Here is a 22,167-nt window from a genome sequence, read left to right as displayed (position 1 = left end):
ATCGGTCCTTAGGCGGCGGGAACGGCGTCGGCGGGAAGCTGATCGACGCGCAACGCGCGGCCGTGCAGCGCGGCGTCGAGCTGGGCGTGGTCGAGCCGCCCCTCCCAGCGCGAGACGACCACCGTCGCCACCGCATTGCCGATGAAATTGGTCAGGCTGCGGCATTCGCTCATGAAGCGGTCGACGCCGAGGATCAGCGCCATGCCGGCGACCGGTACGCTCGGCACGATCGACAGGGTCGCGGCGAGCGTGATGAAGCCCGCCCCGGTCACCCCCGCCGCGCCCTTCGACGACAGCATCGCGACGCCGAGCAGCAGCAATTGCTGGCCGAGCGTCAGGTCGACGTTGCACGCCTGCGCGATGAACAGCGCCGCCAAGGTCATGTAGATGTTGGTGCCGTCGAGGTTGAACGAATAGCCGGTCGGCACGACCAGCCCGACGATCGACTTGGGGCAGCCGGCGCGTTCCATCTTCTCGATCAACGCCGGCAGCGCGCTTTCCGACGAGGAGGTGCCGAGCACCAGCAGCAGCTCCGCCTTGAGATAGGCGATCAGCCGCAGGATCGAAAAGCCGCACAGCCGAGCGACGACGCCGAGCACGACCAGCACGAACAGCAGGGAGGTGAAGTAGAAGGTGCCGACCAGCAGCGCGAGATTGGCGAGCGTGCCGACGCCATATTTGCCGATGGTGAAGGCCATCGCGCCGAACGCCCCGATCGGCGCCGCCTTCATGACGATGCTGACCACCTTGAAGAAGGCGAGCGAGATATCCTCCAGCACGTGCAGCACCTTGGTGCCGCGATCACCGATCAGCGCCAGCGCGATGCCGAACAGGATCGAGACGAACAGCGTCTGGAGGATATTGCCCTCGGTCAACGAGGACAGGAAGGTGTCGGGGATGATGCCGGTGAGGAAGCCGGTGATCGTCGATTCATGCGCCTTCTCGGCGAATTCGGCGACCTTGCTCGTGTCGAGGCTGGCGGGATCGATGTTGAGCCCCGCGCCGGGCCGGACGACATTGGCGACGATCAGGCCGACGATCAGGGCCAGTGTCGAGAAGAACAGGAAATAGAGGAACGCCTTGCCCGCGACGCGGCCGACCGCGCCGAGATCGCGCATCCCGGCGATGCCGGTGACGATGGTGAGGAAGATCACCGGCGCGATCACCATCTTGACCAGTTTGATGAAGGCATCGCCGATCGGCTTCATCGCCTCGCCGGTCTGCGGCGCGAAATGGCCGAGCAGCACGCCGGCGACGATCGCAATCAGCACCTGCAGGTACAGCTGCTTGTACCACGGCCTGGCGGCGGGCGGTGCGACGGGACCTCCGGACGGCGTCGCGGCGACGGTGATGCTCATGAGATGCCTTTCATCCTCTGTAACGGCGCGTACCGGCTCTTGCTGGCCGTGGAGCGTCGCAGGAGAATGCCGTGTCCCGCCCGCCGCAGGCAATGACCACCGCGAATGATTAAGATCATTGTATTACAGTGACTTAGCGATCACCGCGGCGACAGTTGGCGCGATGGTCGGGGAGCGTCGCGGCGAATGTGTGCCGAAAGTTGCACAGCGCTGCGTTACAGCGGCAACTCGCCCGCCCGGCGCTCCAGCGCGAGCAGCGTCGCCTTCGCCTTCAGCCCGCCGGCGAAGCCGGTAAGCTGGCCGGTGCTGCCGACGACGCGGTGGCAGGGTGCGATGATCGACAGCGGGTTGCGTCCGTTCGCGGCGCCGACCGCCCGCGATGCCGCGGGTCGTCCGATCGCGCGGGCCAGCGCGCCGTAACTGCGCGTCTCGCCATAAGGGATGGTCAGCAGCGCCGCCCACACCTCGCGCTGGAACGCCGTGCCGCGCCAGTCGAGCGGCAGGTCGAACGTCCTGCGGCCGCCATCGAAATAGCTGCGCAACTGCCCCGCCGTGGCGACGAGGATCGGGTGATCCTCTGCCGCCGTCGCCGGCTCGAGCGCGACCCTTCGCGGATCGTCATCGGGCCACAGCACCGCAACCAGCCCGACGTCGCTCGCGACCAGCGTCAGCGTGCCGACGGGCGATTCGAGCGAAGCGGTGGCGAGCGGCATGGCAGCGGTATAGCAGCAGCGGCGGCCGCGCGGGACTGGGGGATTGCAAGGCACGGTAGCGACAGAGCAGCGATCGCGGCACCGGCATGATCGCGGCGGTGCGGTCTTCCTGCCACTCGGCCACATAATATCACGAAGCAGCAATCGTCCGACATCAGCGCTGGTCCGAACAGCTCGCGCGAGCCTCCGCGACGATCGGCAGCGACACCACGGCAGCGGTCATAAACACCGCATATCAACGCTTTCCTGCCCCCTGCCCGCGCATCTACGACCATGACCTTATGTCTTACTTATCGACATTCCGGCCGCGCTTTGGTAGCGCCACCATAACAGACGGACGCCGCGGCGGCCGACGCGAACCGGGAGGATGACGATGATGGGCAGGACTGCGCGGTGGCTCGCTGCGCCTTTGCTGGCGACGATGCTGGCTGGACAACCGGTCGCGGCGCAGACCGCCGCGCCGCTGCCCAAGATCATCGCGCGCGATGGCCGCCACGCGCTGCTCGTCGACGGCGCACCCTTCCTGATGCTCGGCATCCAGGCGAACAACAGCAGCAATTACGCCGGCATGCTGCCCAAGGTCTGGCCGATGGTCGAGCGGATCCACGCCAACACGCTCGAAATTCCGGTCGCCTGGGAACAGGTCGAGCCGGTCGAGGGGCAGTTCGACTTCTCCTATGTCGACGCCCTGCTCACCGGCGCGCGGACGCATGACACGCGGCTGGTGCTGCTCTGGTTCGGCACCTGGAAGAACACCGGGCCGAGCTATACCCCCGCCTGGGTCAAGAGCGATCCCAGGCGCTTCCCGCGGATGCGCAAGGCGGATGGTTCGACCCACCCGACCTTCACCCCGCATGCGCGCACCACGCTGGAGGCGGACAAGCGCGCTTTCGTGGCGCTGATGCAGCATCTCAAGGCGAACGATCCCGACCACCGCGTCATCATGGTGCAGGTCGAGAACGAGACCGGCGTCTATGGTCAGAACCGCGATCTGTCGCCTACGGCGCAGGCGCTGTTCCGCCAGCCGGTGCCGGCGGCCCTCGCCAAGACGACCGGCAAGCGCGGCGACTGGACGACCGTCTATGGCAAGCTCGCCGAGGCGGCGTTCAACGGCTGGTACGTCGCGCGCTATGTCGACGAGATCGCCGCGGCGGGACGGGCGGTGCTCGACCTGCCGATGTACGCCAATGCCGCGGTCGGCAGCCCGTTCGCGACGCCCGGCGAGGACGGCGGCGCGAGCGGCGGGCCGAACTGGACGATCATCGACGTGTGGAAGGCCGCCGCCCCGCATCTCGATGTCGTCGCGCCCGATCTCTACAATGCCGATCCCAAGACCTATGCCGCCTTCCTCAAGCTCTACGGCCGCCCCGACAATGCGCTGATGATCCCGGAGACGGGCAATGCCGTCGCCTATGCGCGCTATCTGTGGCCGGTGCTTGGCCATGGCGGCATCGGTTTCTCGCCGTTCGGCTTCGACGATACCGGCTATGTCAATTATCCGCTCGGCAGCAAGGTGATCGACGCGGCGACGGTCGCCGCCTTCGGCGACAAGTTCGCGCTGATGGCGCCGAACGCGCGCGGCTGGGCGAAGATGTCGCTGGCGCATCCGACCTGGGGCAGCGCCAAGCCCGCCGACGCGAGCGACGAGACCGGCACGATGGGCCGCTGGACGATCACCGCGCAATATGGCCAGTGGCAGTTCGGCGACCGCGATTCGCAATGGCTCAAGTCCGATCCCAATCCGACCCGCGACCAGCCGGTCGGCGGCGTCGCGGTGGCGCAGCTCGGGCCGGACCAGTTCCTGCTCGCCGGCTCCGACGTCCGCGTCAAATTCGACCGGGCGAGTGCGGTCAAGGGCGAAAACAGCCAGTATCTCAGCGTCGAGGAAGGCAGCCTCGATGCCGCCGGAACGTGGACGACCTTGCGCGTCTGGAACGGCGACCAGACGGATTACGGCCTCAACCTGACCAAGCCGACGCTGCTGCGCGTGACGCTCGGCACCTATCGCTAGCCTCCCCGATGTTCCGTCCGGGCCGAGCCTGTCGAAGCCCCGCTATCCACCGGCGACCCCGCGCCGGTGGCCCTGCCCTTCGACAGGCTCCGGGCGGACGGATTTCTCTTCCCTGCCGATCAGGATCAGACCGATGACCTTCCGTTTCCTCGCCCGCGCCGTCGCGGGTCTTGCCGTCTCCGTTTCCGGCGCGGCGCTCGCCGCCGAGGTGCAGCGCATCGACCAGGGCGTCGTCGTCACGCCCGACAGCGGTCCGGCCAAGCGCGTCCGCGTCGTCGCTTATGGCGATGACAGTTTCCGCGTCACCGCCGTTCCCGGCACCGACCTCGCGCTGCCCGACAGCCTGATGGTCGTCGCCAAGCCGCATGGCGCGCCGCAGATCAGCGAGAGCGCCGGCGCGGTGACGCTGCGCCTCGCCAAGGCGAGCGCCGAGATCCGCCTGTCCGACGGTCACCTCACCGTTCGCGACGCCGCGGGCAAGGTGCTGCTCGACGAGGCGCCCCGCGCCGCGTTCGGCACGAGCGTCGAGGGCAAAAATTATCTGGCGACGCAGCAGCAGTTCAACCGCGCCAGCGACGAAGGCTTCTACGGCCTCGGCCAGCATCAGAACCGGCAGATGAACTACAACGGCGAGGACGTCGAACTCGCCCAGCACAATATGGACATCGCCATCCCGTTCGTCGTCTCGACGCGCAATTACGGGCTGCTGTGGGACAATAATTCGATCACCCGCTTCGGCAATCCCAAGCCTTATGCGCTGGTCGGCGACGGGCTGAAGGTGGCGAGCAACGGCAAGCCGGGCTGGACCGCGCAATATTATCTCGGCGACCGGCTGGCGGCGACGCGGCAGGAAGCGACGATCAACTATCAATATATCAAGGATCAGGCGCGCTGGCCGGCCGAGGCCAGGGCGCAGACCGTCGCCTCCGCCGACAGCGGCCAGAATACCGCCGGCAAGGTGGTCGGCAAGCAGCGCGTCGTGTGGACCGGCACGGTCGATCCGACGATCACCGGCACGCACAAATTCCGCGTCTATGGCTCGAGCTATTTCAAGGTCTATGCCGACGGCAAACTGGTGCTCGACCGCTGGCGGCAGAACTGGAACCCCTGGTACCATAATATCGACCTGCCGATGACCGCCGGCAAGCCGGTGGCGATCCGCATCGAATGGGAGCCCAACGCCGGTTACATGGCGTTCTTCCACAATGATCCGCTGCCCCAGGCGGATCGTCATTCGCTGTGGCTGTCGTCGGAGGCGGGCAAGGCGGTCGACTATTATGTCGTCGCGGGCAAGGATATGGACGATGTCGTCGCCGGCTATCGCGGGCTGACCGGCAAGGCGCCGATGATGCCGCAATGGGCCTATGGCTTCTGGCAGAGCCGCCAGCGCTACGAGACGCAGGAGCAATTGGTCGGCGTCGTGCGCGAATATCGCAAGCGGCAGATCCCGCTCGACAATATCGTCGAGGATTGGTTCTACTGGCCGCAGGACCAGTGGGGCAGCCACCAGTTCGACAAGATCCGCTTCCCCGACCCCAAGGGGATGGTCGACGAGGTGCACAAGCTCAACGCGCAGCTGATGATCTCGGTCTGGCCGAAATTCTATCCCAATACCGACAATGCCAAGGAACTCGCCGCCAAGGGCTTCCTGTATCAGGGCAACCTCAAGCTGAAGAACAAGGACTGGGTCGGGCCGGGTTATCTCAACACCGACTATGATCCCTATTACCCGGAGGCGCGCAAGATCTACTACCGCCAGGTGCGCGACAATCTCGTCAAGCTCGGCATCGACGCCTGGTGGATGGACGCGACCGAGCCCGACATCCATTCCAACCTGTCGATCGACGAGCGCAAATACGTCATGGGTCCCAATGCGCTCGGGCCGGGCGGCGCCTATTTCAACAGCTTCCCGCTGGTCCATGCCGCCGGCTTCGCCGAGGGGCTGCGCGAGACCAATCCGGATACGCGGCCGTTCATCCTCACCCGCTCGGGCTTCGCCGGCTTGCAGCGCGCCAGCGCGGCGCTCTGGTCTGGCGATGTCGCCGCACGATGGGACGATCTGCGCGACCAGATCTCGGCGGGCGTCAATCTGTCGATGTCGGGCGTGCCCAACTGGACGCACGACATCGGCGGCTTCGCGGTCGAGGATCGCTATACCAACGCCGAGCCGGCCGCACTGCCCGAATGGCGCGAGCTCAACCTGCGCTGGTTCCAGTTCGGCGCGTTGAGCCCGCTGTTCCGCAGCCATGGCGAGACGCCGAAGCGCGAAATCTACGAACTGAGCGCGAGCGATCCGGCGATGGCGGCATCGATGCTCTGGTACGACCAGCTCCGCTACCGGCTGATGCCCTATATCTACACCACCGCGGCGGATACGTTCTTCAAGGACGGCAGCATCATGCGCGGGCTGGTCATGGACTATGCCGCCGACCGCAAGGCGTGGAACGTCGACGACGAATATCTGTTCGGCCGCGATCTCCTCGTCGCGCCGGTGACCGCGTTCAAGGCGCGCTCGCGTGCGGTGTATCTGCCTGCCGGGGCCGACTGGTACGATTTCGCCACCGGCCAGCATTATGCCGGCGGTCAGGCGATCACCGCGGCGGCACCCTATGAACGGATGCCGCTGTTCGTTCGCGCCGGCGCGATCCTGCCGACCGGGCCGGCGGTGCAATATGCGCGCGAACAGCCGGGCGGGCCGATCGTCCTCCACGTCTTCACCGGCAAGGACGGCGCCTTCTCGCTGTACGAGGACGACGGTGTCTCGCAGGGCTATGCCAAGGGCAAGTACGCGCGCGTGCCGGTGGCGTGGAACGAGGCAAGCCGCACGCTGACGATCGGCGCGCGCACCGGGGACTATCCGGGCATGCCCGCGACCCGCGCGATGTCGGTACGCTTCCACACGCCGGGCAAGGCCGAGCCGGTCGACTTCACCGAGAATGGCGCGACGCGGGTGACGTATAGCGGCAAGCCGGTGACGATCCGGATGAAGTAAGGCGCCCTGCCCGCTCGGAGGCGAAGAGCGTTTCACAGGTGATCTGAGCTCCCGCGTAGGCGGGAGCCCAGTGTCTTCCGCCACAAGCGGGCGCTCTGCTTGGCCACTGGATTCCCGCCTTCGCGGGAATACTCAGCGGCTTTTTCGACCATCCCGGCGAAGGCCGGGATCCAGATGGGCAGACCGTCGGATACTGTTGCCGACCTTCACCCAACTGGACCCCGGCCTCCGCCGGGGTGGGCCTGATTTGAGCCGGACGGATTTTCGAAGACGCATCGTGACCGCGGGAATGCTGGACGAGATAACCGACGGCCGACCGACGGCCTGCCCGCTACCCCGCGAACACCCCCTTGCGCCGCGCATAGGCCGCGAACAGCGTCGGCCAGGCCGCGGCGGGCATCGTCTTGGCGAGGCGGGTGCCGAAGCCATGGCCACCTTCGTCGAACACGTGCAACTCGGCCGGGCGCTTCGCGGCGAGCAGCGCGGCATACATGTTGAGGCTGTTGGCGATCGGCACCGTGTCGTCGTCGCTGGCGTGGACGAGGAAGACCGGTGGCGTCTCCGCCGTGATGCGCCGCTCGACCGAGGCGGCCGCGACGGTCGCCGCATCCGGCGTCGGCCCGAGCAGATTGTCGCGCGAGCCGCGGTGGGTGATCGCCGCGTCCATGCTGATCACCGGATAGATCAGCCCGGCGAGATCGGGGCGCGCCGACAGACGGTCGGCGGCATCGATCGGGGCATAGGTCGCCTCGCCATGCCGAGTCGCCAGCGAACCCGCGAGATGACCGCCCGCCGAAAAGCCGAGCACCGCGACGCGCGTGGGATCGACGCCGAAGCTCGCCGCGCGGCTGCGGATCAGCCGCATCGCGCGCTGCGCGTCCTGCAGCGGCACCAGCCGGCGGTCGTTCCAGCCCTCGCCCGGCAGGCGATAGAGCAGGATGAAGCAGGTGACGCCCAGCGCATTGAGCCAGCGTGCCTGCTCGACGCCCTCATTGTCGTAGGAGAGGAAGCCATAGCCGCCGCCCGGCACCAGCAGCACCGCCGCGCCGGTGGCGCGCGCCGGGCGTTTGACGACCAATGCGGGCGCGTCGATCCCGGTCACCCAGCGGTCGTCGAAGCCCGCGGTCTTCGAGCGTTGCTCGATCTTGCGGGTGATCGCGGTGCCGCGCGCGCCCGGAATACGCCCCGGCCACAGCGGCACGACCTCCTCGCCCGCCGCGGTCTGCGCGCCCGCTCCGCTCGCGGCGGCGGCGAGCGTCAGCAGCGTTGCGCCGCCGATCAGCCCGCGCCGCGACCAGTCGGCGCCGCTCACTTGCCACCGCAGGCGATGGCGTTGGTCGCGCTGCCGATGCGAATTGTCGACACGTCTACACCGAGCGCGGCACTGCTGGTCAGCGCGAACGGCTTGGTCACCTTGCCCATCGTCAGCCCCTGATTGGCGAAGCAGCGCAGCGGCACCGCGACGCTGGTCCAGTCGCCGACGCGCATCGCCCCGGTCAGCGGCACGGTCGCCGTCTTGGCGGTATCGGCGACGTCGAGCGTCACCGTCCCCGCCGGCGCGGCGGTGACGCGATATTCGACGATCAGGCTGAGGTCGCCGTTGGTCTCGCGGGTCAGGTCGATCGGCGTCGCCTGTTCGATCGCGACGCTGCCGGCGCCGCTAAAGGCGAGACGCAGACTATCCTCCTGCCCGCGCCGATCGGTGCGCGTCTGGACCACCGCGCCGCTCGGGCCGATGCGCGCACCGCCGACGACACGGCCGCGCACGAACAGCGCGTTCTGATCCGCCGCCGACACCTTGGGCTTGGTCTCGTCGAGCCGGCCAAGCGTGGTGTGATCGGCATAGGTCATGCCGAAGCCGATCGGGAACAGCGGGTCATAGCCGGGATCGCGCTTGTTGAGCACGTTCTGGTCGATCCGCTTGGGCCAGCTGAAGCTCAGCTTGCCGTGGAAGTCGGCGACCGGGCGGCCGTTCTTGCCGGCGATCAGCAGGTCGGCGACGCCGCCGCCCTCGGTGCCCGGCAGGAAGGCAGCGACGAAGGCGTCGGCGGCGTTCATCTCGGGATTGACCCACATCGGCCGGCCCGAGAGGAACACCGCGACGGTCGGCACGCCCGCCGCCTTGAGCTTCTTGAGCAGCGCGAGGTCGCTCTTGTCGTCCGGGCTGTACTCCAGGCTCGGACGGTCGCCGGTGAATTCGGCATAGGGCGTCTCGCCGAAGACGACGATCGCGACGTCGGGCTTGGCGGTGAAGGCGCCGTCGACAGCGAGCGTCGCCTTGCCGCCGGCCGCCCGCGCCGCGGCGTCGATCCCCGACCAGATCGACTGGCCGTTGGGGAAATTCTTGTTGGTGACGTCGGTGCCCTGCCAGGTGATCGACCAGCCGCCGGCCTGCTGGCCGATGTCGTCGGCGCCGCGGCCGGCGACGAGGATGTTGGCGCCCGGCTTCACCGGCAGCACGTTGCCGTTGTTCTTGAGCAGCACCAGCGACTCGCGCACCGCCTGCCGCGCGATGGCGCGATGTTCGGGCGCGCCGAGCAGCGCGAACTTGCCCGACATCGGCCGCGCCGAGGGGCGACCATTGTCGAACGTGCCGGCGATCACCTTGACGCGCAGGATGCGACGCACCGCATCGTCGAGCCGCGCGGCCGGAATCGTTCCCGCCTTCGCCTCGCGCAGCGTATTGGCGTAGAGCTCCTTCCACTTCGGGCCGGAGTACATGAACATGTCGAGCCCGGCATTGATCGCGGGGGCGCAATCCTCGTTGGTGCAGCCGGACACCTGCCCGTGCGCGTTCCAGTCGCCGATGGTAAAGCCCTGGAAGCCCCAGCGATCCTTGAGCACGCCGGTGAGCAGGCTCTTGTTGCCGGTCATCTTCTCGCCGTTCCAGCTCGAGAAGCTCGGCATCACGGTGAGCGCACCGGCGGGCAGCGCGGTCATATAGCCGGCGGCGTGGACGTCGCGCAGCACCGTCTCCGACACGCGCGTATCACCCTGGTCATGACCACCGGTGCCGCCGTCGCCGAGGAAATGCTTGACCGAGGAGATGACGTGGCCGGGCTTCATGAAGTCCTGCCCGATCGTGCCCTGGATGCCCTCGACCATCTGGCCGGCATAAGAGGCGACGATCGCCGGATCCTCCGAATAGCTTTCGTAGGTGCGGCCCCAGCGGTCGTCCTGCACCACCGCGACGGTCGGCGCGAAGCTCCAGTCGATGCCGGTGGCGGCGGTCTCGAGCGCGGTGACCGCGCCGATCTTCTTGATCAGCGCCGGGTCGCGCATCGCGCCAAGGCCGATATTATGCGGGAACAGCGTCGCGCCGACGATATTGTTGGCGCCGTGCACCGCATCGGTGCCCCAGATCACCGGCACCACCGGACGACCGTCGCTGCGCTTGACCGAGGCGTCGTAGAAGGCGTCGAACAGCTTGAGCCATTCCGGCGCGGGGGCGAATTCATCGCCGTTGGGCGCCGAATTGCCGCCGTTGAGGATCGAGCCGAGCTTGTAGGTCTCGAGATCCTTGGGCGTGATGCTGGCGATATCGACCTGGATCAGCTGGCCGACCTTGTCCTCGATGCTCATCTTGGCGAGGATCGCGGCGACGCGCGCCTCGACCTTCGGGTCCTGCTTCAGCTGCATCGGCAGCACCGGCCATTGATCGGGATGCGCGGTCGCGGCGGCGGGCAGCGCGGCCTGTTGCTGCGCCAGCGCCGGCATCGCGCCTGCGATCAGCGCCATCGCCGCACCTGCCGTAGCGAACCTCAAAGCCATCATTCTCTCCCTGCGCGCACGCCTTTTTGACAGCGGAACCAAGACCGTGCCGGGACGCCCTTGTCAACGTTGACAATGTCCGTGGCGGGTAAGCGTGTGGCCGCATCCCGCCACCCTCGGCCTGTTATTCGTCCGAGCCCTGTCCGCCATCTGGCACCAAGCGCGAATTTCCCGATGGAGATCAGGACCCGAACGGGCATAAGGCAGCGGTATCAGACGCGCCGCCGACGGCGCGGGAACGCAAGGGGAGGACAGGTGGCGGGCGAGGAGCGGATCAGGGTGGTGATCGTCGGGGGCGGCACCGCCGGCTGGATGACCGCCGCGGCGCTTGCGACGCTGGCGCCCGGCGCCGCCGAGGTCCACCTGATCGAGTCGGCGGAGATCGGCATCGTCGGCGTCGGCGAGGCGACGCTGCCGCACCTGCGCGCCTTCGTCACCCGGCTCGGCATCGACGAGGCGGCGTTCATGGCGGCGACCCATGCGACGTTCAAGCTCGGCATCGAATTCCGCGACTTCGGCGCGATCGGCGATGCCTATATCCACCCGTTCGGCAGCTATGGCCGGGCGCTCGACGGGGTCGGCTTCCACCATTACTGGCTGCGCCGCCATCATGCCGGCACGGTGCCGCCGATCGGCGACTATTCGACCGCGGTGGCCGCGGCGGCGGCGCTGCGCTTCACCCGGCCGGGTGCCGATCCGCACGATCTCGCCAATGCCTATGGCTATGCCTATCAGTTCGACGCGACGCTGTTCGGCCCCTTCCTGCGCAGCCATGCCGAGGCGCGCGGCGCGAAGCGCACCGAGGGCCGCGTCGTCTCGGTCGAGCGCGACGGCGAGAGTGGCGACATCGCCGCGGTGACGCTTGCCGACGGCACGCGGATCGCGGGCGACCTGTTCATCGACTGTTCGGGCTTTCGCGCGTTGCTGATCGGCGGGACGCTCGACGAGGCGTGGGAGGATTGGTCGCACTGGCTGCCGTGCGACCGTGCGGTCGCCGCGCCCTGCGCCTCGCCCGAAGGCGGGATCGAACCCTATACCCGCGCCACCGCGATGGCGGCGGGGTGGCGCTGGCGCATCCCCCTCACCCACCGCATCGGCAACGGCTATGTCTATGCGAGCGAGTATCTGAGCGAAGGCGCGGCGACCGATGCTTTGGTCGCCGCGATGGAGAACCCGCCGCTCGCCGAGCCGCGCCACCTGCGCTTCCGCGCCGGGCGGCGGCGGCGCAGCTGGGTCGGCAACGTCGTGTCGATCGGGCTCGCCTCGGGCTTTCTCGAACCGCTCGAATCGACCAGCATCTATCTGGTGCAGATGGCGATCACCCAGTTGATCGAGCATTTCCCGGCGGCGCGGGTCTGCGCCGCCGATCGCGACGGCTTCAACACATTGGTCGATGCGGAATACGACCGGCTGCGCGACTTCCTGATCCTTCATTATCACGCGACGATGCGCGACGATTCGCCGTTCTGGGATCATGTCCGCACGATGACGATCCCCGACAGCCTCACCGCCGCCATAACCCTGTGGCGACAGACCGGGCAGGTCGCGCGCTACACCCACGGCCTGTTCCTCGAACCGAGCTGGATCGCGGTCTATCTCGGTCAGAACATCGTTCCCGAGGGCTGGGACCCGCGCGCCGACCTGCCCGACGGCGCGTCGCTCGACCGGGCGCTAGCCGCGCTGCGTGGCGGCATCGCCGGTGCGGTCGCGGCGATGCCCGATCATGCCGCCTATCTCGGAGCCACGGCGTGAACCGGCGCGAAGCGCTGCACGACATCGTCGTCGTCGGCGGCGGGATCGTCGCGCTGACCGCCGCCATCGCCTTCGCCCGCGCCTTGCCGCGCGCGACGGTCAGCCTCGTCGCGACCAAAGCCGATCCGGCGGCGCTCGCCGACCGGTTGCCGGCGGTGACCCCCGCGGTCGCCGAGATGTTCGAGACGCTCGGCCTCGACGAGGCGGCGCTGGTCGCGGGCGGCGTCGCGACGCACCGGCTGGGCGAACGGTTCGCCTGGGGCGAGCCGGCGTTCACGGTCGGCGAAGGCGACGGCGTCGCCAATCTCGCCGGGGCACCGCCGCACCAGCTATGGCGCGCGCATGGCGAGGGCGCGTTCGAAACGCTGGTGCCGGCGGCGGTGCTCGCGCAGGCGGAGCGGTTCGCCCCGCCCGCCGAGGACCGCGCGTCGCTGCTGTCGTCGCTCAACTACACGCTGCGGCTCGATCCCGAGGCGCTGACCCCGGCGCTGCTCGCCGCGATGCGCGCAGCCAGGGTGCGGCTGATCGCGCCGACCTCGCTGTCGGTCGAGCGGCAGGCGGGACAGACCATCGCCCTGCTGGTCGACGGTGGCACGCGGCTGACCGCGGATCTGTTCATCGACGCGAGCGGACCGGCGGCGTTGCTCGCGGCCGAGGATGCGGCCTGGGTCGACTGGCGCGCGACCCTGCCCGTCGACCGGCTGCTGCTCGCCGCCGCCGCGGCCAGGCCCTCGCCGCTCGACCGCTATGAGGCGGGCAGCCATGGCTGGGGCGCGCGCTGGCCGCTGGCGCGGCGGACGCTCGTCGGCTTCGCCTATGCGCGTGAGACGACCAACGACGCGCGCGCCGCCAAGGAACTGCCCGGCCCGGCGGAGCGGATCGCGCTCCATCCGCGACGGCAGGTCGCGCCGTTCGCCGGCACGGTGCTGGCGATCGGCGATGCCGCCGCGGCGCTCGGGCCGCTCGGCTGGCCCGGCTATACGCTGGCGCTCGCGCAGCTCGAACTCGCGCTGTCGCTGATGCCGGCGCGCACGCCCGAACCGTTGCTGATCGCGGAATACAACCGCCGCGCGACATTGCGCGCCGAACGCCTGCATGCCTATGCCGCCGCTTTCTATCTCGCGGGAACGGCAAGGCGCGGCAGCTTCTGGCATGCGGCGCGCAAGGCCGAGCCGCCCGCCGAGCTTGCCACCGCGCTCGCGCAATTCGGCCAGCGCGGCACGCTGCCGCCGGTCGAGGAGGAGATGGTCGCGCCGGCGCAATGGTGGCAGGCGCTGATCGGACTGGGCGTATCGCCGCAGCGGCGCGATCCGGTCGCGCTGTCGGTGCCGCGGGTCAGCGCCATCGCGGCGATGACGCAGCTGCGCACCGCGATCGCCGCGCTGCCCGCGCAACTGCCCCCCTATCCCGCCTGGCTGGCGCAGGCCGGCGGAGCGCGCAGCCGATGAACCCGCCGATCCGCAGCGTCGTGATCGTCGGCGGCGGCACCGCCGGCTGGATGGCCGCCGCGGCGGCGGCCCGCTTCCTCAACGACGGGCAGCGGACGATCACCCTGATCGAATCGGAGGCGATCGGTACGGTCGGCGTCGGCGAGGCGACGATCCCGCCGATCCGCGGCTTCAACGCGCGGATCGGCCTCGACGAGGCGAGCTTCCTGCGCGCGACCGGCGGCACGCCGAAGCTCGGCATCGAGTTCGTCGGCTGGGGCGCTCTGGACGAGCGCTACATGCACCCCTTCGGCACCGTCGGCCATGAGATCGAGGGGCTCAACTTCCATCAATTGTGGCTCCGCCTGCGCGACCGGGCGGAGATCGGCAGCTACGGCGATTATGCGATCGCCGCGGTGGCGGCGCGGGCCGGACGCTTCGCGCCTCCTGCCGGCGATCCGCGTTCGCCGACCGGTCAGCTCGATTACGCCTATCATTTCGACGCCGGCCTCTATGCCGCGCTGCTGCGCGGTCATGCCGAGGCGCAAGGGGTGACGCGGATCGAGGGCCGGATCACCGGCGTCGAGCGCGACGCGCGCGGCCATGTCGCCGCCGTGCGGCTGGAGGGCGACCGCCGCGTCGCGGGCGAGCTGTTCCTCGACTGCACCGGCTTCCGCAGCCTGCTGCTCGGCGAGACGATGGGCGTCGCCTTCGAGGATTGGTCGCACTGGCTGCCCTGCGATCGCGCCATCGCGCTGCCGACCGCGCGGCAGGGGCCGCTCCTCCCCTACACGCGGGCGACAGCGCATGATGCCGGCTGGCAGTGGCGCATCCCCTTGCAGCACCGCACCGGCAACGGCCATGTCTATGCCAGCGCCTTCACCGACGACGAAACCGCCGAGCGGGTGCTGATGGCGAACCTCGACGCCGCGCCGACCGCCGAACCGCGCCGCCTGTCGTTCCGCGCCGGCCGGCGGACAAAATTGTGGGCGGGCAACGTCGTTGCGCTCGGACTGGCCGGCGGGTTCCTCGAGCCGCTCGAATCGACCAGCATCCACCTGATCCAGGACGGAATTTCGAAGCTGTTCGCGCTTTTCCCGGACCAGGGCTTCGGCACGGTCGAGCGGGACGAATATAACCGGCTCATGGGCGATCAATATGCCGCGATCCGCGACTTCATCATCCTCCATTATGCCGCGACGCGCCGCGACGATACGCCGTTCTGGCGGCATGTCGGCACGATGGCGCTGCCCGAGACGCTGATCCGCAAGCTCGCGCTGTTCCGCGAAAAGGGCCGCATCTTCCGCTACGACGACGAATTGTTCACCGTGCCGAGCTGGGTGGCGGTGCTGCTCGGCCAGGGCATCGTGCCGAGCGGCTACGACCCGATCGTCGATGCGCTCGACGCCGATCGCGTCGCCGGCGCACTGCGGCAGATGCGACGCGGCTATGCGGCGGCGGCAGCGGCGATGCCGGCGCTGGGCTGAAGGGCTCCCGTCGTTTCGCATCGACCACGCCACCCCCGCCGGCCGCTCCTGTCCAGCCTTCGCCGGCAGTCTTGCGGCTTTTCCCAAATGCCTGCGCAGCCAATCAAAGGTTATAGATAGGTCTGCATCGACGACATAGACCGTATACGAACAGGAAAGTCCCCTTGCATCCGGCGCAATATAGGCGCTGTTGTCGTCAACATTTGGCGTAGCGGCAAATAATCCAAAGCGGTTCAATTACCGTTCGTTAAGCGGTGCGCCCTCACCTCGCCATGATCGACGAAAGGGGACGCAGGTGGAGCGTTGGGAGGACGGCGACTTCGGCCATGACACGGCGGACGTCGACGACACGCCGGAAGAGACGCAGGCGATCCGCAACGCGGTGGCGCGGGCGCTGGCGCTCGATCGCGAATTGCCGCTCGCCGCAGTGCTCAGCCGGGCGCGGATCGGCCTGTTGCATCGCGACCGGCAGCGGCGCGTCGTCGCGGTCAACGATCGCTTCTGCGAACTGGCGGGGCGGGATGCCGCGGCGCTCTCCGGGCTGGCGGTCGAGGCGTTGCTGCATCCCGACGATCTGTCGATGGTCACCGCCCTCTATGCCCGACATCAGATACGATCGACGCCGTTCGAGGTCGAGGCGCGCTTCGTCCGCCCCAACGGCAGCAGCCTGTGGTGCGACATCAACGTCTCGTTCGTCTGCGACGCCGCCGGCGTCGCGGTATCGACGATCACCATCGCGCAGGACATTTCCGCCCGCCGAGCCGCCGAGGAGCGGATGCGCGAAAGCGAGGAGCATTACCGTCATACCGTCGAACTGAACCCGCAGATCACCTGGACCGCCGGTCCGGGGGGCCAGATCGAATCGGTCAGCTCGCGCTGGGAGACGGTGACCGGCGGCAAGCCGAGCGAGGCGCTCGGTGCGCGCTGGTTGGTCGCGCTCCATCCCGAGGATCGCACGCCGACCGAGGCGGCGTGGCGCAAGGCGATCGCCAGCGGCGCGCCGGTCGACATCGAATATCGCCTCCGCTCGCCCGAGGGGGATTTCCGCTGGTTCCGCAGTCGCGCGGCGGCGCGCTGCGATGCCGCGGGCGCGACGATCCGCTGGTACGGGACGCTCGAGGACATTCACGATCGCAAGCTTGCCGAACGCGCGCTGCGCGACAGCGAGAAGCGTTTCCGCCTTGCCGCCCATGCCGCCGGGCTCGGCATATGGGACTATAACGCTCTGACCGGAACGCGCGAATGGTCGGACGAGCTGAAGGCGATGCTCGGCCTGCCCCTGGAGACGCCGGCGGCAGTGGCGATCGCGCTCGCCCGCGTCGTCCCCGCCGACCGCCACCGCCTGCAGGCCCTGATCGCCGCAGTCGAGGCGGGCGACGGCAATCACCGGTTCGAGACGACGCTGCGCATCCTGCGCGCCGACACCGGCGCCGAACGCTGGATCAAGACCGGCGGCTGGCGGATCGAGGCGCCGTCGGGGCGGCTCAGCCGGGTGCTCGTCACCACCCGCGACGTGACCGAGGAACGCACCGCACAGGAGCGCATCCGCTTCGCCGCGCATCATGATTCGCTCACCGGCCTGCCCAATCGCGCGACCTTCAACGAGCGGCTCGAAACGGCGATCGCCAACAGCCGGCACCATGGCGGCGGCGTCGCGCTGGTGTTGATCGACGTCGATCACCTCAAGGAAACCAACGATACGGTCGGCCATGATGCGGGCGACGCCGTGCTCCGCGCGCTCGGCGAGCGGGTACATGGCGTCCTGGGCGATGGCTGCATGGTCGCGCGGCTCGGCGGTGACGAATTCGCCGCGGTGATCGAGAGTCCGGGCGAGGCGGCGGCGGAGGTCGCACGGGTGCGCGCCGCGCTCGCCGCGGTCCGCGAGCCATTGTCCTATGACGGCCGCATCCTCGATTGCCAGGCGACCGCGGGCGGATCGCTGTTCCCGGCGCATGGCGCGACCGCGACCGAATTGCTCAAGGCGGCGGACATCGCGCTCTATGCCGCCAAGGCGAACAGCCGCGGCGAGTTGCTGATGTTCGAACCGCCGATGCGCGCCGACCTGCAACGCCGCTCGTCTATGCTGAGCATCGCGCGCGACATCATCCGCGACGATCGCATCCTGCCCTATTACCAGCCCAAGATCGCCTTCGCCTCCGGCACCGTCTGCGGGTTCGAGGCGCTGCTACGCTGGCACCATCCCACCTATGGCGCGCAGCTGCCGGCGACGATCGCCGCCGCGTTCGAGGATTACGATCTGGCGCAGGGGCTGAGCGAACGGATGCTCGGCGCGATCGTCGGTGACATGCGGCGCTGGCTCGATGCCGGGCTCGATTTCGGCCGGATCGCCTTCAATTTGTCGCCCGCCGAGTTCCGCCGCGACGACCTGACCGATCGCATCCTCGGCCGGCTGGCCCGCGCCGGCGTGCCCGCCGACCGGCTCGAACTCGAGGTGACCGAGACCGTGTTCGTCGGGCGCGGCGCCGAATGCGTCGCGACGATGCTCGAGACCTTCCACCGGGCCGGAGTGCATATCGCGCTCGACGATTTCGGTACCGGCTATGCCTCGCTCACCCATCTCAAGGCGTTTCCAGTCGATACGATCAAGATCGACCGCAGCTTCATCAACCATCTCGATCGCGATGCCGGCGATGCGGCGATCGTCGATGCGGTGGTCGCGCTCGGCCACCGGCTCGGCATGACCGTCGTCGCCGAAGGGATCGAGACAGAGGCGCAGGCGCATCATCTGCTCGCGCTCGGCTGCGACATCGGCCAGGGTTTCTGGTTCGGGCATAGCGGCCCGGCGGACACCGTGCCGTCGGTGCTGGCGCGCCGCCATCTAGTGCGCGTAGCGGGCTGAACGGTGGCAGGGCTTCGCAGGCATGACCGCTGCGGAGCCTCTTCCGATATGCCGGACCTGCTCCGGCATCCGCGCTCCCGCGAGAGCGTAAGCCGCTGATTCTGCGACACGGTTGACTCCGGGACACGTCCGGTGTGACGGCGCGATCTTGGTGAGGAGACCGCTGGGCTCCCGCTTGTGCGGGAGCAGTTCGGGCCATCACACATGACGTCCCGAACAGCGGCGGACCCGGGTCGGGACCCGTATCCGCCGCCGCGCCTCAGTTGCGCATGCTGTCGGGGACGATGCCGCCGTTCTCTGCCAGCTTCGCCATCACCGCGCGGTGGAGGGCGATGTTCTGCTCCGCGCTGCCGTCCTCGCCGGCATGGACGCCGAGTTCCTGCGCCAGCTCCTTGCGCGCGGCGAGGCTCGAATCGAGGTCGAGCAGCTTGAGCAGATCGACGATCGACGACTGGTAATTGCCGCCGCCATTGCGCATCGACGCCATCTCCGACAGCACCGCGCCGACATCGACCGGCTGGGCGGCGGGCGACGGCGTCGGGACGGGCGCGGGCTGCGCGTCGGGAGCGGCGGCGGGGGCTGGGGCCGGCGTCGGTTCGGCCTGCGTGGTCTGCGGCGCAGGCGCCTCGCTCTTGTGGTGGAAGATCTTGCCCATGATGTTGCCGAAAATGCTCATCGCACGTCTCCTTCAGATGGATTTCTAGACGGATTTCGGGGTGGGAACGCGCCGGCCGCCGCTTCCGCTCCGTGATCGCAAAGGAACGCTGCGGGAGGCCGATACGTTGGCGGCGGGCAACATGGGAGATGACGATGTTCAAACCAGCCTTGATGATCATGTCGGCGTCGGCACTGGCATTGGCGGCCTGCGGTCAGAAGACCAGCGACACCGCCGTCGCCAACGACAGCCCGACCTTCGACGCGGGCAATGCCGGCGTCGCCGATACCAATAGCACCGCAATGGCGACACCGGCGGCAGTGACCGGCAACCAGGCGTTCGTCAACATGGCGGCGGCGAGCGACGCGTTCGAGATCACCACCTCGAAGCTCGCGCTCGACAATGGCGCGTCCGCGGCGGTCAAGAAATACGCCAACCAGATGATCTCGGCGCACACCGCCTCGACCGACAAGCTCAAGGCGACGACGGCGTCGCTGAGCCCGGCGCTCACCCCCGATCCCACGCTCAGCGCGGCGCAGCAGGCGACGGTCGACTCGCTTAAGGGCCTGAAGGGCGCGGCGTTCGATACGGCCTATATCCAGGCGCAGCAGGAGGCGCACCAGCAGACGCTCGACACGCTGAAGGGCTATGCGGCGACCGGAGACGTGGCGGCGCTCAAGACCTTCGCGACCGGCCTGGTGCCGACGGTGGCGGCGCACCTCAACATGGCAAAGGGCCTCAAAGCCTGACGACAGAAAGGGGCGCCGACCGAAGCCGGCGCCCCCTGTCTAACGCCAGGACCCAATGACCGGTCCCGCCGACATCCGACCTGACCCCGGACGGAACCGAAGCGGGGCGGTGTGGCGCGGATCAGGCCGACGTCTTGCCGCGCAGCGTGTTGAGGATCGCCAGACCGACGACACCGGCAAGTGCGGCGGCGGCGAACGGACGCTCGTTGGCGAACTTGCGGGCCTTATCGGCGAGCGGCGCCGCGGTCTTGGCGACGGTTTCCTTGGCATCGCCGAAGGTCTTCTGCACCGAGCCGGTCAGCTGGTCGGCCACGCCCGAGGCCTGCGTCTCCTGATCGCCCGTCGCCTTGCCAAAGCCTTCCTTGAGCTTGCCGGTCAGGTCGCCTGCGGTGCCTTCGATCTGATCCTGGTTCATCGTCTCACTCCTCGTTGATGATCATGCCCAACGCGTAACGATCGCAGTGTTTCCGCAGGCGCGAACATGGCGGATCAGCGCGGGTGGCGGCGGGCGAGCGCGATCCCGGCGAGGTTCTTGGCGCGGGGGACGTAGCGCAGGTGGACCCGTCCGATCCCGGCGGTGGCGGCGCGGAAGGCGGCGAGATGCGGCTGCATCGCTGCGTTGCGGCATCGCCAGCGGCCGAGCGCCTGTTCGACGACGGTACGCGAATCGCCGAGGAACAGCGCATCGTCCGCCCCCGCGGCACGGGCGAGATCGGCGGCGGCGAGCAGCGCGAGCCATTCCGCGGTGCAGCTGTCGCCGGGGCCGAGATCGTCGCGGAGATGCACTTCGCCGCCGGCCACCACCGCGGTCTCCATGCCGCCGGGGCCGGGGCGCAGTCCGCCGTCGAAATAGAGCGTCATCCGATCCACGCCGCATCGCTTCGCCGAGCCGCGGGGCAAAGGCAAGCGATGCGACGCTTGCCCGCTCTGATGCGTTGCACCGCAATGCGCTCCCCTCCCCCGACGACTCCCGATGGCCGCTATATCGTCGTGCGCGGCCGCCTGTGGCGCCGGGCCGACCCGTCGCTGCCGCCCGAACGGCGCGAGGCGCTCGTCCACGCGTTGATGCAAGCGCGGCGCGCGGTCGGCGGCGCGCGCCGCGCCGGTGATGCCGAGGCGGAACAGGCCGCGCATGCCGGGGTCGATGCCGCCAAACATGCACTCGGCGAGCGCGGGCCGGTCTGGTGGCACGACGGGACGCCCGATCTCAACCGGCATATGGCGAAGAACACGCCTTATGCCGACTGGTTCGCGGCACTGGCATGAGCGCCGCCCGTCCCGCCCGGCCGTGGCTGCCGCGCCGCGTCCTCGTCACCCGCTCGGCATTGGCGTTCGACCATGGCCGCGCCATCGCCGAGCGCGCCGAAGGGCTCGGCATCCCGGTCGAGCGGCTGCCCGCCGACCGGCTCGCGCTCGGCCTGCCCGACGATCCCGCCGCCGCCTATGCCGCGGCGAAGAAGACATTGGCGGTGGTGGTCGCACCGCCGGGCAAGCTCAGGTTCCAGCCGATCGCGCCCTCGGCGGACTGGCGCGTCGACCTCGCCGAAGGCTGCCCGGCGCATTGCAGCTATTGCTATCTCGCGGGGTCGCTCAAGGGGCCGCCGATCACCCGTGCCTATGCCAATCTGCCCGACATCATCGCCGCGCTGCCGCGCTATCTCGGCGAGGGCACGATCACCTCGCGCTCGCGCGCCCGCGCCGACGAGGGCACGACGTATGAGGCGAGCTGCTACACCGATCCGCTCGCGCTCGAACATCTCACCGGCTCGCTGTCGGCGCTGATCGCCGCCTTCGGGCGCTGGCAGGCGCCGGTGCAGCTGCGCTTCACCACCAAGTTCGACGCGGTCGCGCCGCTGCTCGACCTCGATCATCAGGGGCGGACGCGGATGCGCGCCTCGATCAACCCGGCGCCCTATGCGCGGTTCGAAGGCGGCACGAGCCCGGTCGCCGCGCGGCTCGCCGCGCTCGCCGCGATGGCGCGGGCGGGCTATCCGGTCGGACTGACGATCGCGCCGATCATCGCCGCGGCGGGCTGGGAACAGGCCTATGGCACGTTGCTCGCCGAGGCGGGGGCGGCGCTGGCGGACGTCGAGGATTGCACGATCGAGCTGATCACCCACCGCTATACGCCGGGATCGAAGGCGGTGCTGGAGAGCTGGTATCCCGGATCGAAGCTCGACATGGGCGCCGCCGGGCGGGTCGAGAAGCGGACCAAGTTCGGCTCGGTCAAATATGTCTATGACGCGGCGACGATGACGGCGCTGCGCAGCTTCTTCACCGCGGAGGTGGCGCGATGGCTGCCTAAGGCGCGGGTGCTGTACTGGACGTGAGAGGGCGGGAACGGCGGTCGCAGCGGCTGCGCAAATGCGGTCATCGTAGACTGACGAAACAA

At 68.8% G+C, this 22,167-nt stretch carries 16 protein-coding genes; 9 read left to right on the top strand and 7 right to left on the bottom strand.

What is annotated here, in order from left to right:
- Nucleotides 1–8: 8 nt before the first annotated feature.
- Both V8201_RS03020 and V8201_RS03015 read right to left on the bottom strand, forming a co-directional pair.
- On the bottom strand, nucleotides 9–1,358 hold the full coding sequence (locus V8201_RS03020) for a dicarboxylate/amino acid:cation symporter (RefSeq protein ID WP_336544442.1): 1,350 nt from the start codon (nucleotides 1,356–1,358) through the stop codon (nucleotides 9–11).
- A 215-nt stretch (nucleotides 1,359–1,573) separates the two neighbouring features.
- Nucleotides 1,574–2,071, bottom strand: coding sequence for a methylated-DNA--[protein]-cysteine S-methyltransferase (locus V8201_RS03015; RefSeq protein WP_336544441.1), 498 nt, complete (start codon nucleotides 2,069–2,071; stop codon nucleotides 1,574–1,576).
- A 421-nt stretch (nucleotides 2,072–2,492) separates the two neighbouring features.
- On the opposite strand from V8201_RS03015, the gene V8201_RS03010 reads away from it, so the two are divergent.
- A complete protein-coding gene (locus V8201_RS03010; protein WP_336544440.1) occupies nucleotides 2,493–4,082 on the top strand; it encodes a DUF5597 domain-containing protein in 1,590 nt (529 codons plus the stop codon).
- A 133-nt stretch (nucleotides 4,083–4,215) separates the two neighbouring features.
- Complete coding sequence (locus tag V8201_RS03005) at nucleotides 4,216–7,074, top strand: TIM-barrel domain-containing protein (RefSeq protein ID WP_336544439.1); 2,859 nt, start codon at nucleotides 4,216–4,218, stop codon at nucleotides 7,072–7,074.
- 331 nt (nucleotides 7,075–7,405) lie between these two features.
- Here V8201_RS03005 and V8201_RS03000 read toward each other — a convergent pair whose 3' ends face one another.
- Complete coding sequence (locus V8201_RS03000) at nucleotides 7,406–8,386, bottom strand: alpha/beta hydrolase (protein ID WP_373276446.1); 981 nt, start codon at nucleotides 8,384–8,386, stop codon at nucleotides 7,406–7,408.
- The gene (locus tag V8201_RS02995; RefSeq protein ID WP_373276445.1) at nucleotides 8,383–10,845 is read right to left on the bottom strand and encodes a glycoside hydrolase family 3 protein; all 2,463 of its coding nucleotides are present in this window, start codon (nucleotides 10,843–10,845) and stop codon (nucleotides 8,383–8,385) included. The genes V8201_RS03000 and V8201_RS02995 overlap by 4 nt, the downstream gene beginning before the upstream one ends.
- Nucleotides 10,846–11,100: 255 nt before the next feature.
- Between V8201_RS02995 and V8201_RS02990 the strand changes: the two genes are divergently transcribed.
- From V8201_RS02990 to V8201_RS02975, 4 genes are all read left to right on the top strand, one after another.
- Nucleotides 11,101–12,597 carry a tryptophan halogenase family protein gene (locus tag V8201_RS02990; protein WP_336544438.1) on the top strand — a complete coding sequence of 499 codons (1,497 nt, stop codon included), beginning with the start codon at nucleotides 11,101–11,103 and terminating at the stop codon, nucleotides 12,595–12,597.
- Nucleotides 12,594–14,045 carry a tryptophan 7-halogenase gene (locus V8201_RS02985; protein WP_271299295.1) on the top strand — a complete coding sequence of 484 codons (1,452 nt, stop codon included), beginning with the start codon at nucleotides 12,594–12,596 and terminating at the stop codon, nucleotides 14,043–14,045. The genes V8201_RS02990 and V8201_RS02985 overlap by 4 nt, the downstream gene beginning before the upstream one ends.
- Entirely contained in the window at nucleotides 14,042–15,511 is a 1,470-nt protein-coding gene (locus V8201_RS02980; protein WP_037532658.1) for a tryptophan halogenase family protein, read from the top strand. The genes V8201_RS02985 and V8201_RS02980 overlap by 4 nt, the downstream gene beginning before the upstream one ends.
- Before the next feature lie 295 nt (nucleotides 15,512–15,806).
- Nucleotides 15,807–18,371 carry a sensor domain-containing protein gene (locus V8201_RS02975; protein WP_336544437.1) on the top strand — a complete coding sequence of 855 codons (2,565 nt, stop codon included), beginning with the start codon at nucleotides 15,807–15,809 and terminating at the stop codon, nucleotides 18,369–18,371.
- Nucleotides 18,372–18,630: 259 nt separating this feature from the next.
- On the opposite strand, the gene V8201_RS02970 is transcribed toward V8201_RS02975, so the two are convergent.
- Nucleotides 18,631–19,047, bottom strand: coding sequence for a DUF3597 domain-containing protein (locus V8201_RS02970; RefSeq protein ID WP_037532656.1), 417 nt, complete (start codon nucleotides 19,045–19,047; stop codon nucleotides 18,631–18,633).
- Between the two features lie 134 nt (nucleotides 19,048–19,181).
- On the opposite strand from V8201_RS02970, the gene V8201_RS02965 reads away from it, so the two are divergent.
- Entirely contained in the window at nucleotides 19,182–19,775 is a 594-nt protein-coding gene (locus V8201_RS02965) for a DUF4142 domain-containing protein (RefSeq protein ID WP_336544436.1), read from the top strand.
- A gap of 121 nt (nucleotides 19,776–19,896) precedes the next feature.
- Here V8201_RS02965 and V8201_RS02960 read toward each other — a convergent pair whose 3' ends face one another.
- Nucleotides 19,897–20,190 carry a CsbD family protein gene (locus tag V8201_RS02960; protein WP_336544435.1) on the bottom strand — a complete coding sequence of 98 codons (294 nt, stop codon included), beginning with the start codon at nucleotides 20,188–20,190 and terminating at the stop codon, nucleotides 19,897–19,899.
- Between the two features lie 74 nt (nucleotides 20,191–20,264).
- The gene (locus V8201_RS02955) at nucleotides 20,265–20,636 is read right to left on the bottom strand and encodes a reverse transcriptase-like protein (protein ID WP_271300898.1); all 372 of its coding nucleotides are present in this window, start codon (nucleotides 20,634–20,636) and stop codon (nucleotides 20,265–20,267) included.
- An 84-nt stretch (nucleotides 20,637–20,720) separates the two neighbouring features.
- Here V8201_RS02955 and V8201_RS02950 point away from each other — a divergent pair, with 84 nt between their 5' ends.
- Together V8201_RS02950 and V8201_RS02945 are read left to right on the top strand one after the other, a co-directional pair.
- Nucleotides 20,721–21,041 (top strand): hypothetical protein, encoded by a 321-nt coding sequence (locus tag V8201_RS02950; protein ID WP_037532651.1) that lies wholly within the window; start codon nucleotides 20,721–20,723, stop codon nucleotides 21,039–21,041.
- Nucleotides 21,038–22,105: a spore photoproduct lyase family protein gene (locus V8201_RS02945; RefSeq protein WP_336544434.1), complete on the top strand. Its 1,068-nt coding sequence runs from the start codon at nucleotides 21,038–21,040 to the stop codon at nucleotides 22,103–22,105. Before V8201_RS02950 ends, V8201_RS02945 begins: the two co-directional genes overlap by 4 nt.
- Nucleotides 22,106–22,167: the final 62 nt, after the last annotated feature.

The organism is Sphingomonas kyungheensis (assembly GCF_037120395.1).
Lineage (GTDB): Bacteria > Pseudomonadota > Alphaproteobacteria > Sphingomonadales > Sphingomonadaceae > Sphingomonas > Sphingomonas kyungheensis.
Note: the sequence above shows the minus strand (reverse complement) of the source record. Positions and strands in the feature narration are given on the sequence as shown.

What these genes read in the sequence shown, in the direction of transcription:
- V8201_RS02980 (WP_037532658.1), top strand. Translation starts at nt 14,042, where the DNA reads ATGAACCCGCCGATCCGCAGCGTCGTGATCGTCGGCGGCGGCACCGCC.
- V8201_RS02970 (WP_037532656.1), bottom strand. Translation starts at nt 19,047, where the DNA reads ATGAGCATTTTCGGCAACATCATGGGCAAGATCTTCCACCACAAGAGC.
- V8201_RS02955 (WP_271300898.1), bottom strand. Translation starts at nt 20,636, where the DNA reads ATGACGCTCTATTTCGACGGCGGACTGCGCCCCGGCCCCGGCGGCATG.
- V8201_RS03005 (WP_336544439.1), top strand. Translation starts at nt 4,216, where the DNA reads ATGACCTTCCGTTTCCTCGCCCGCGCCGTCGCGGGTCTTGCCGTCTCC.
- V8201_RS02995 (WP_373276445.1), bottom strand. Translation starts at nt 10,845, where the DNA reads ATGGCTTTGAGGTTCGCTACGGCAGGTGCGGCGATGGCGCTGATCGCA.
- V8201_RS02965 (WP_336544436.1), top strand. Translation starts at nt 19,182, where the DNA reads ATGTTCAAACCAGCCTTGATGATCATGTCGGCGTCGGCACTGGCATTG.
- V8201_RS02960 (WP_336544435.1), bottom strand. Translation starts at nt 20,190, where the DNA reads ATGAACCAGGATCAGATCGAAGGCACCGCAGGCGACCTGACCGGCAAG.
- V8201_RS02950 (WP_037532651.1), top strand. Translation starts at nt 20,721, where the DNA reads ATGCGCTCCCCTCCCCCGACGACTCCCGATGGCCGCTATATCGTCGTG.
- V8201_RS02945 (WP_336544434.1), top strand. Translation starts at nt 21,038, where the DNA reads ATGAGCGCCGCCCGTCCCGCCCGGCCGTGGCTGCCGCGCCGCGTCCTC.
- V8201_RS03020 (WP_336544442.1), bottom strand. Translation starts at nt 1,358, where the DNA reads ATGAGCATCACCGTCGCCGCGACGCCGTCCGGAGGTCCCGTCGCACCG.
- V8201_RS03015 (WP_336544441.1), bottom strand. Translation starts at nt 2,071, where the DNA reads ATGCCGCTCGCCACCGCTTCGCTCGAATCGCCCGTCGGCACGCTGACG.
- V8201_RS03010 (WP_336544440.1), top strand. Translation starts at nt 2,493, where the DNA reads ATGCTGGCTGGACAACCGGTCGCGGCGCAGACCGCCGCGCCGCTGCCC.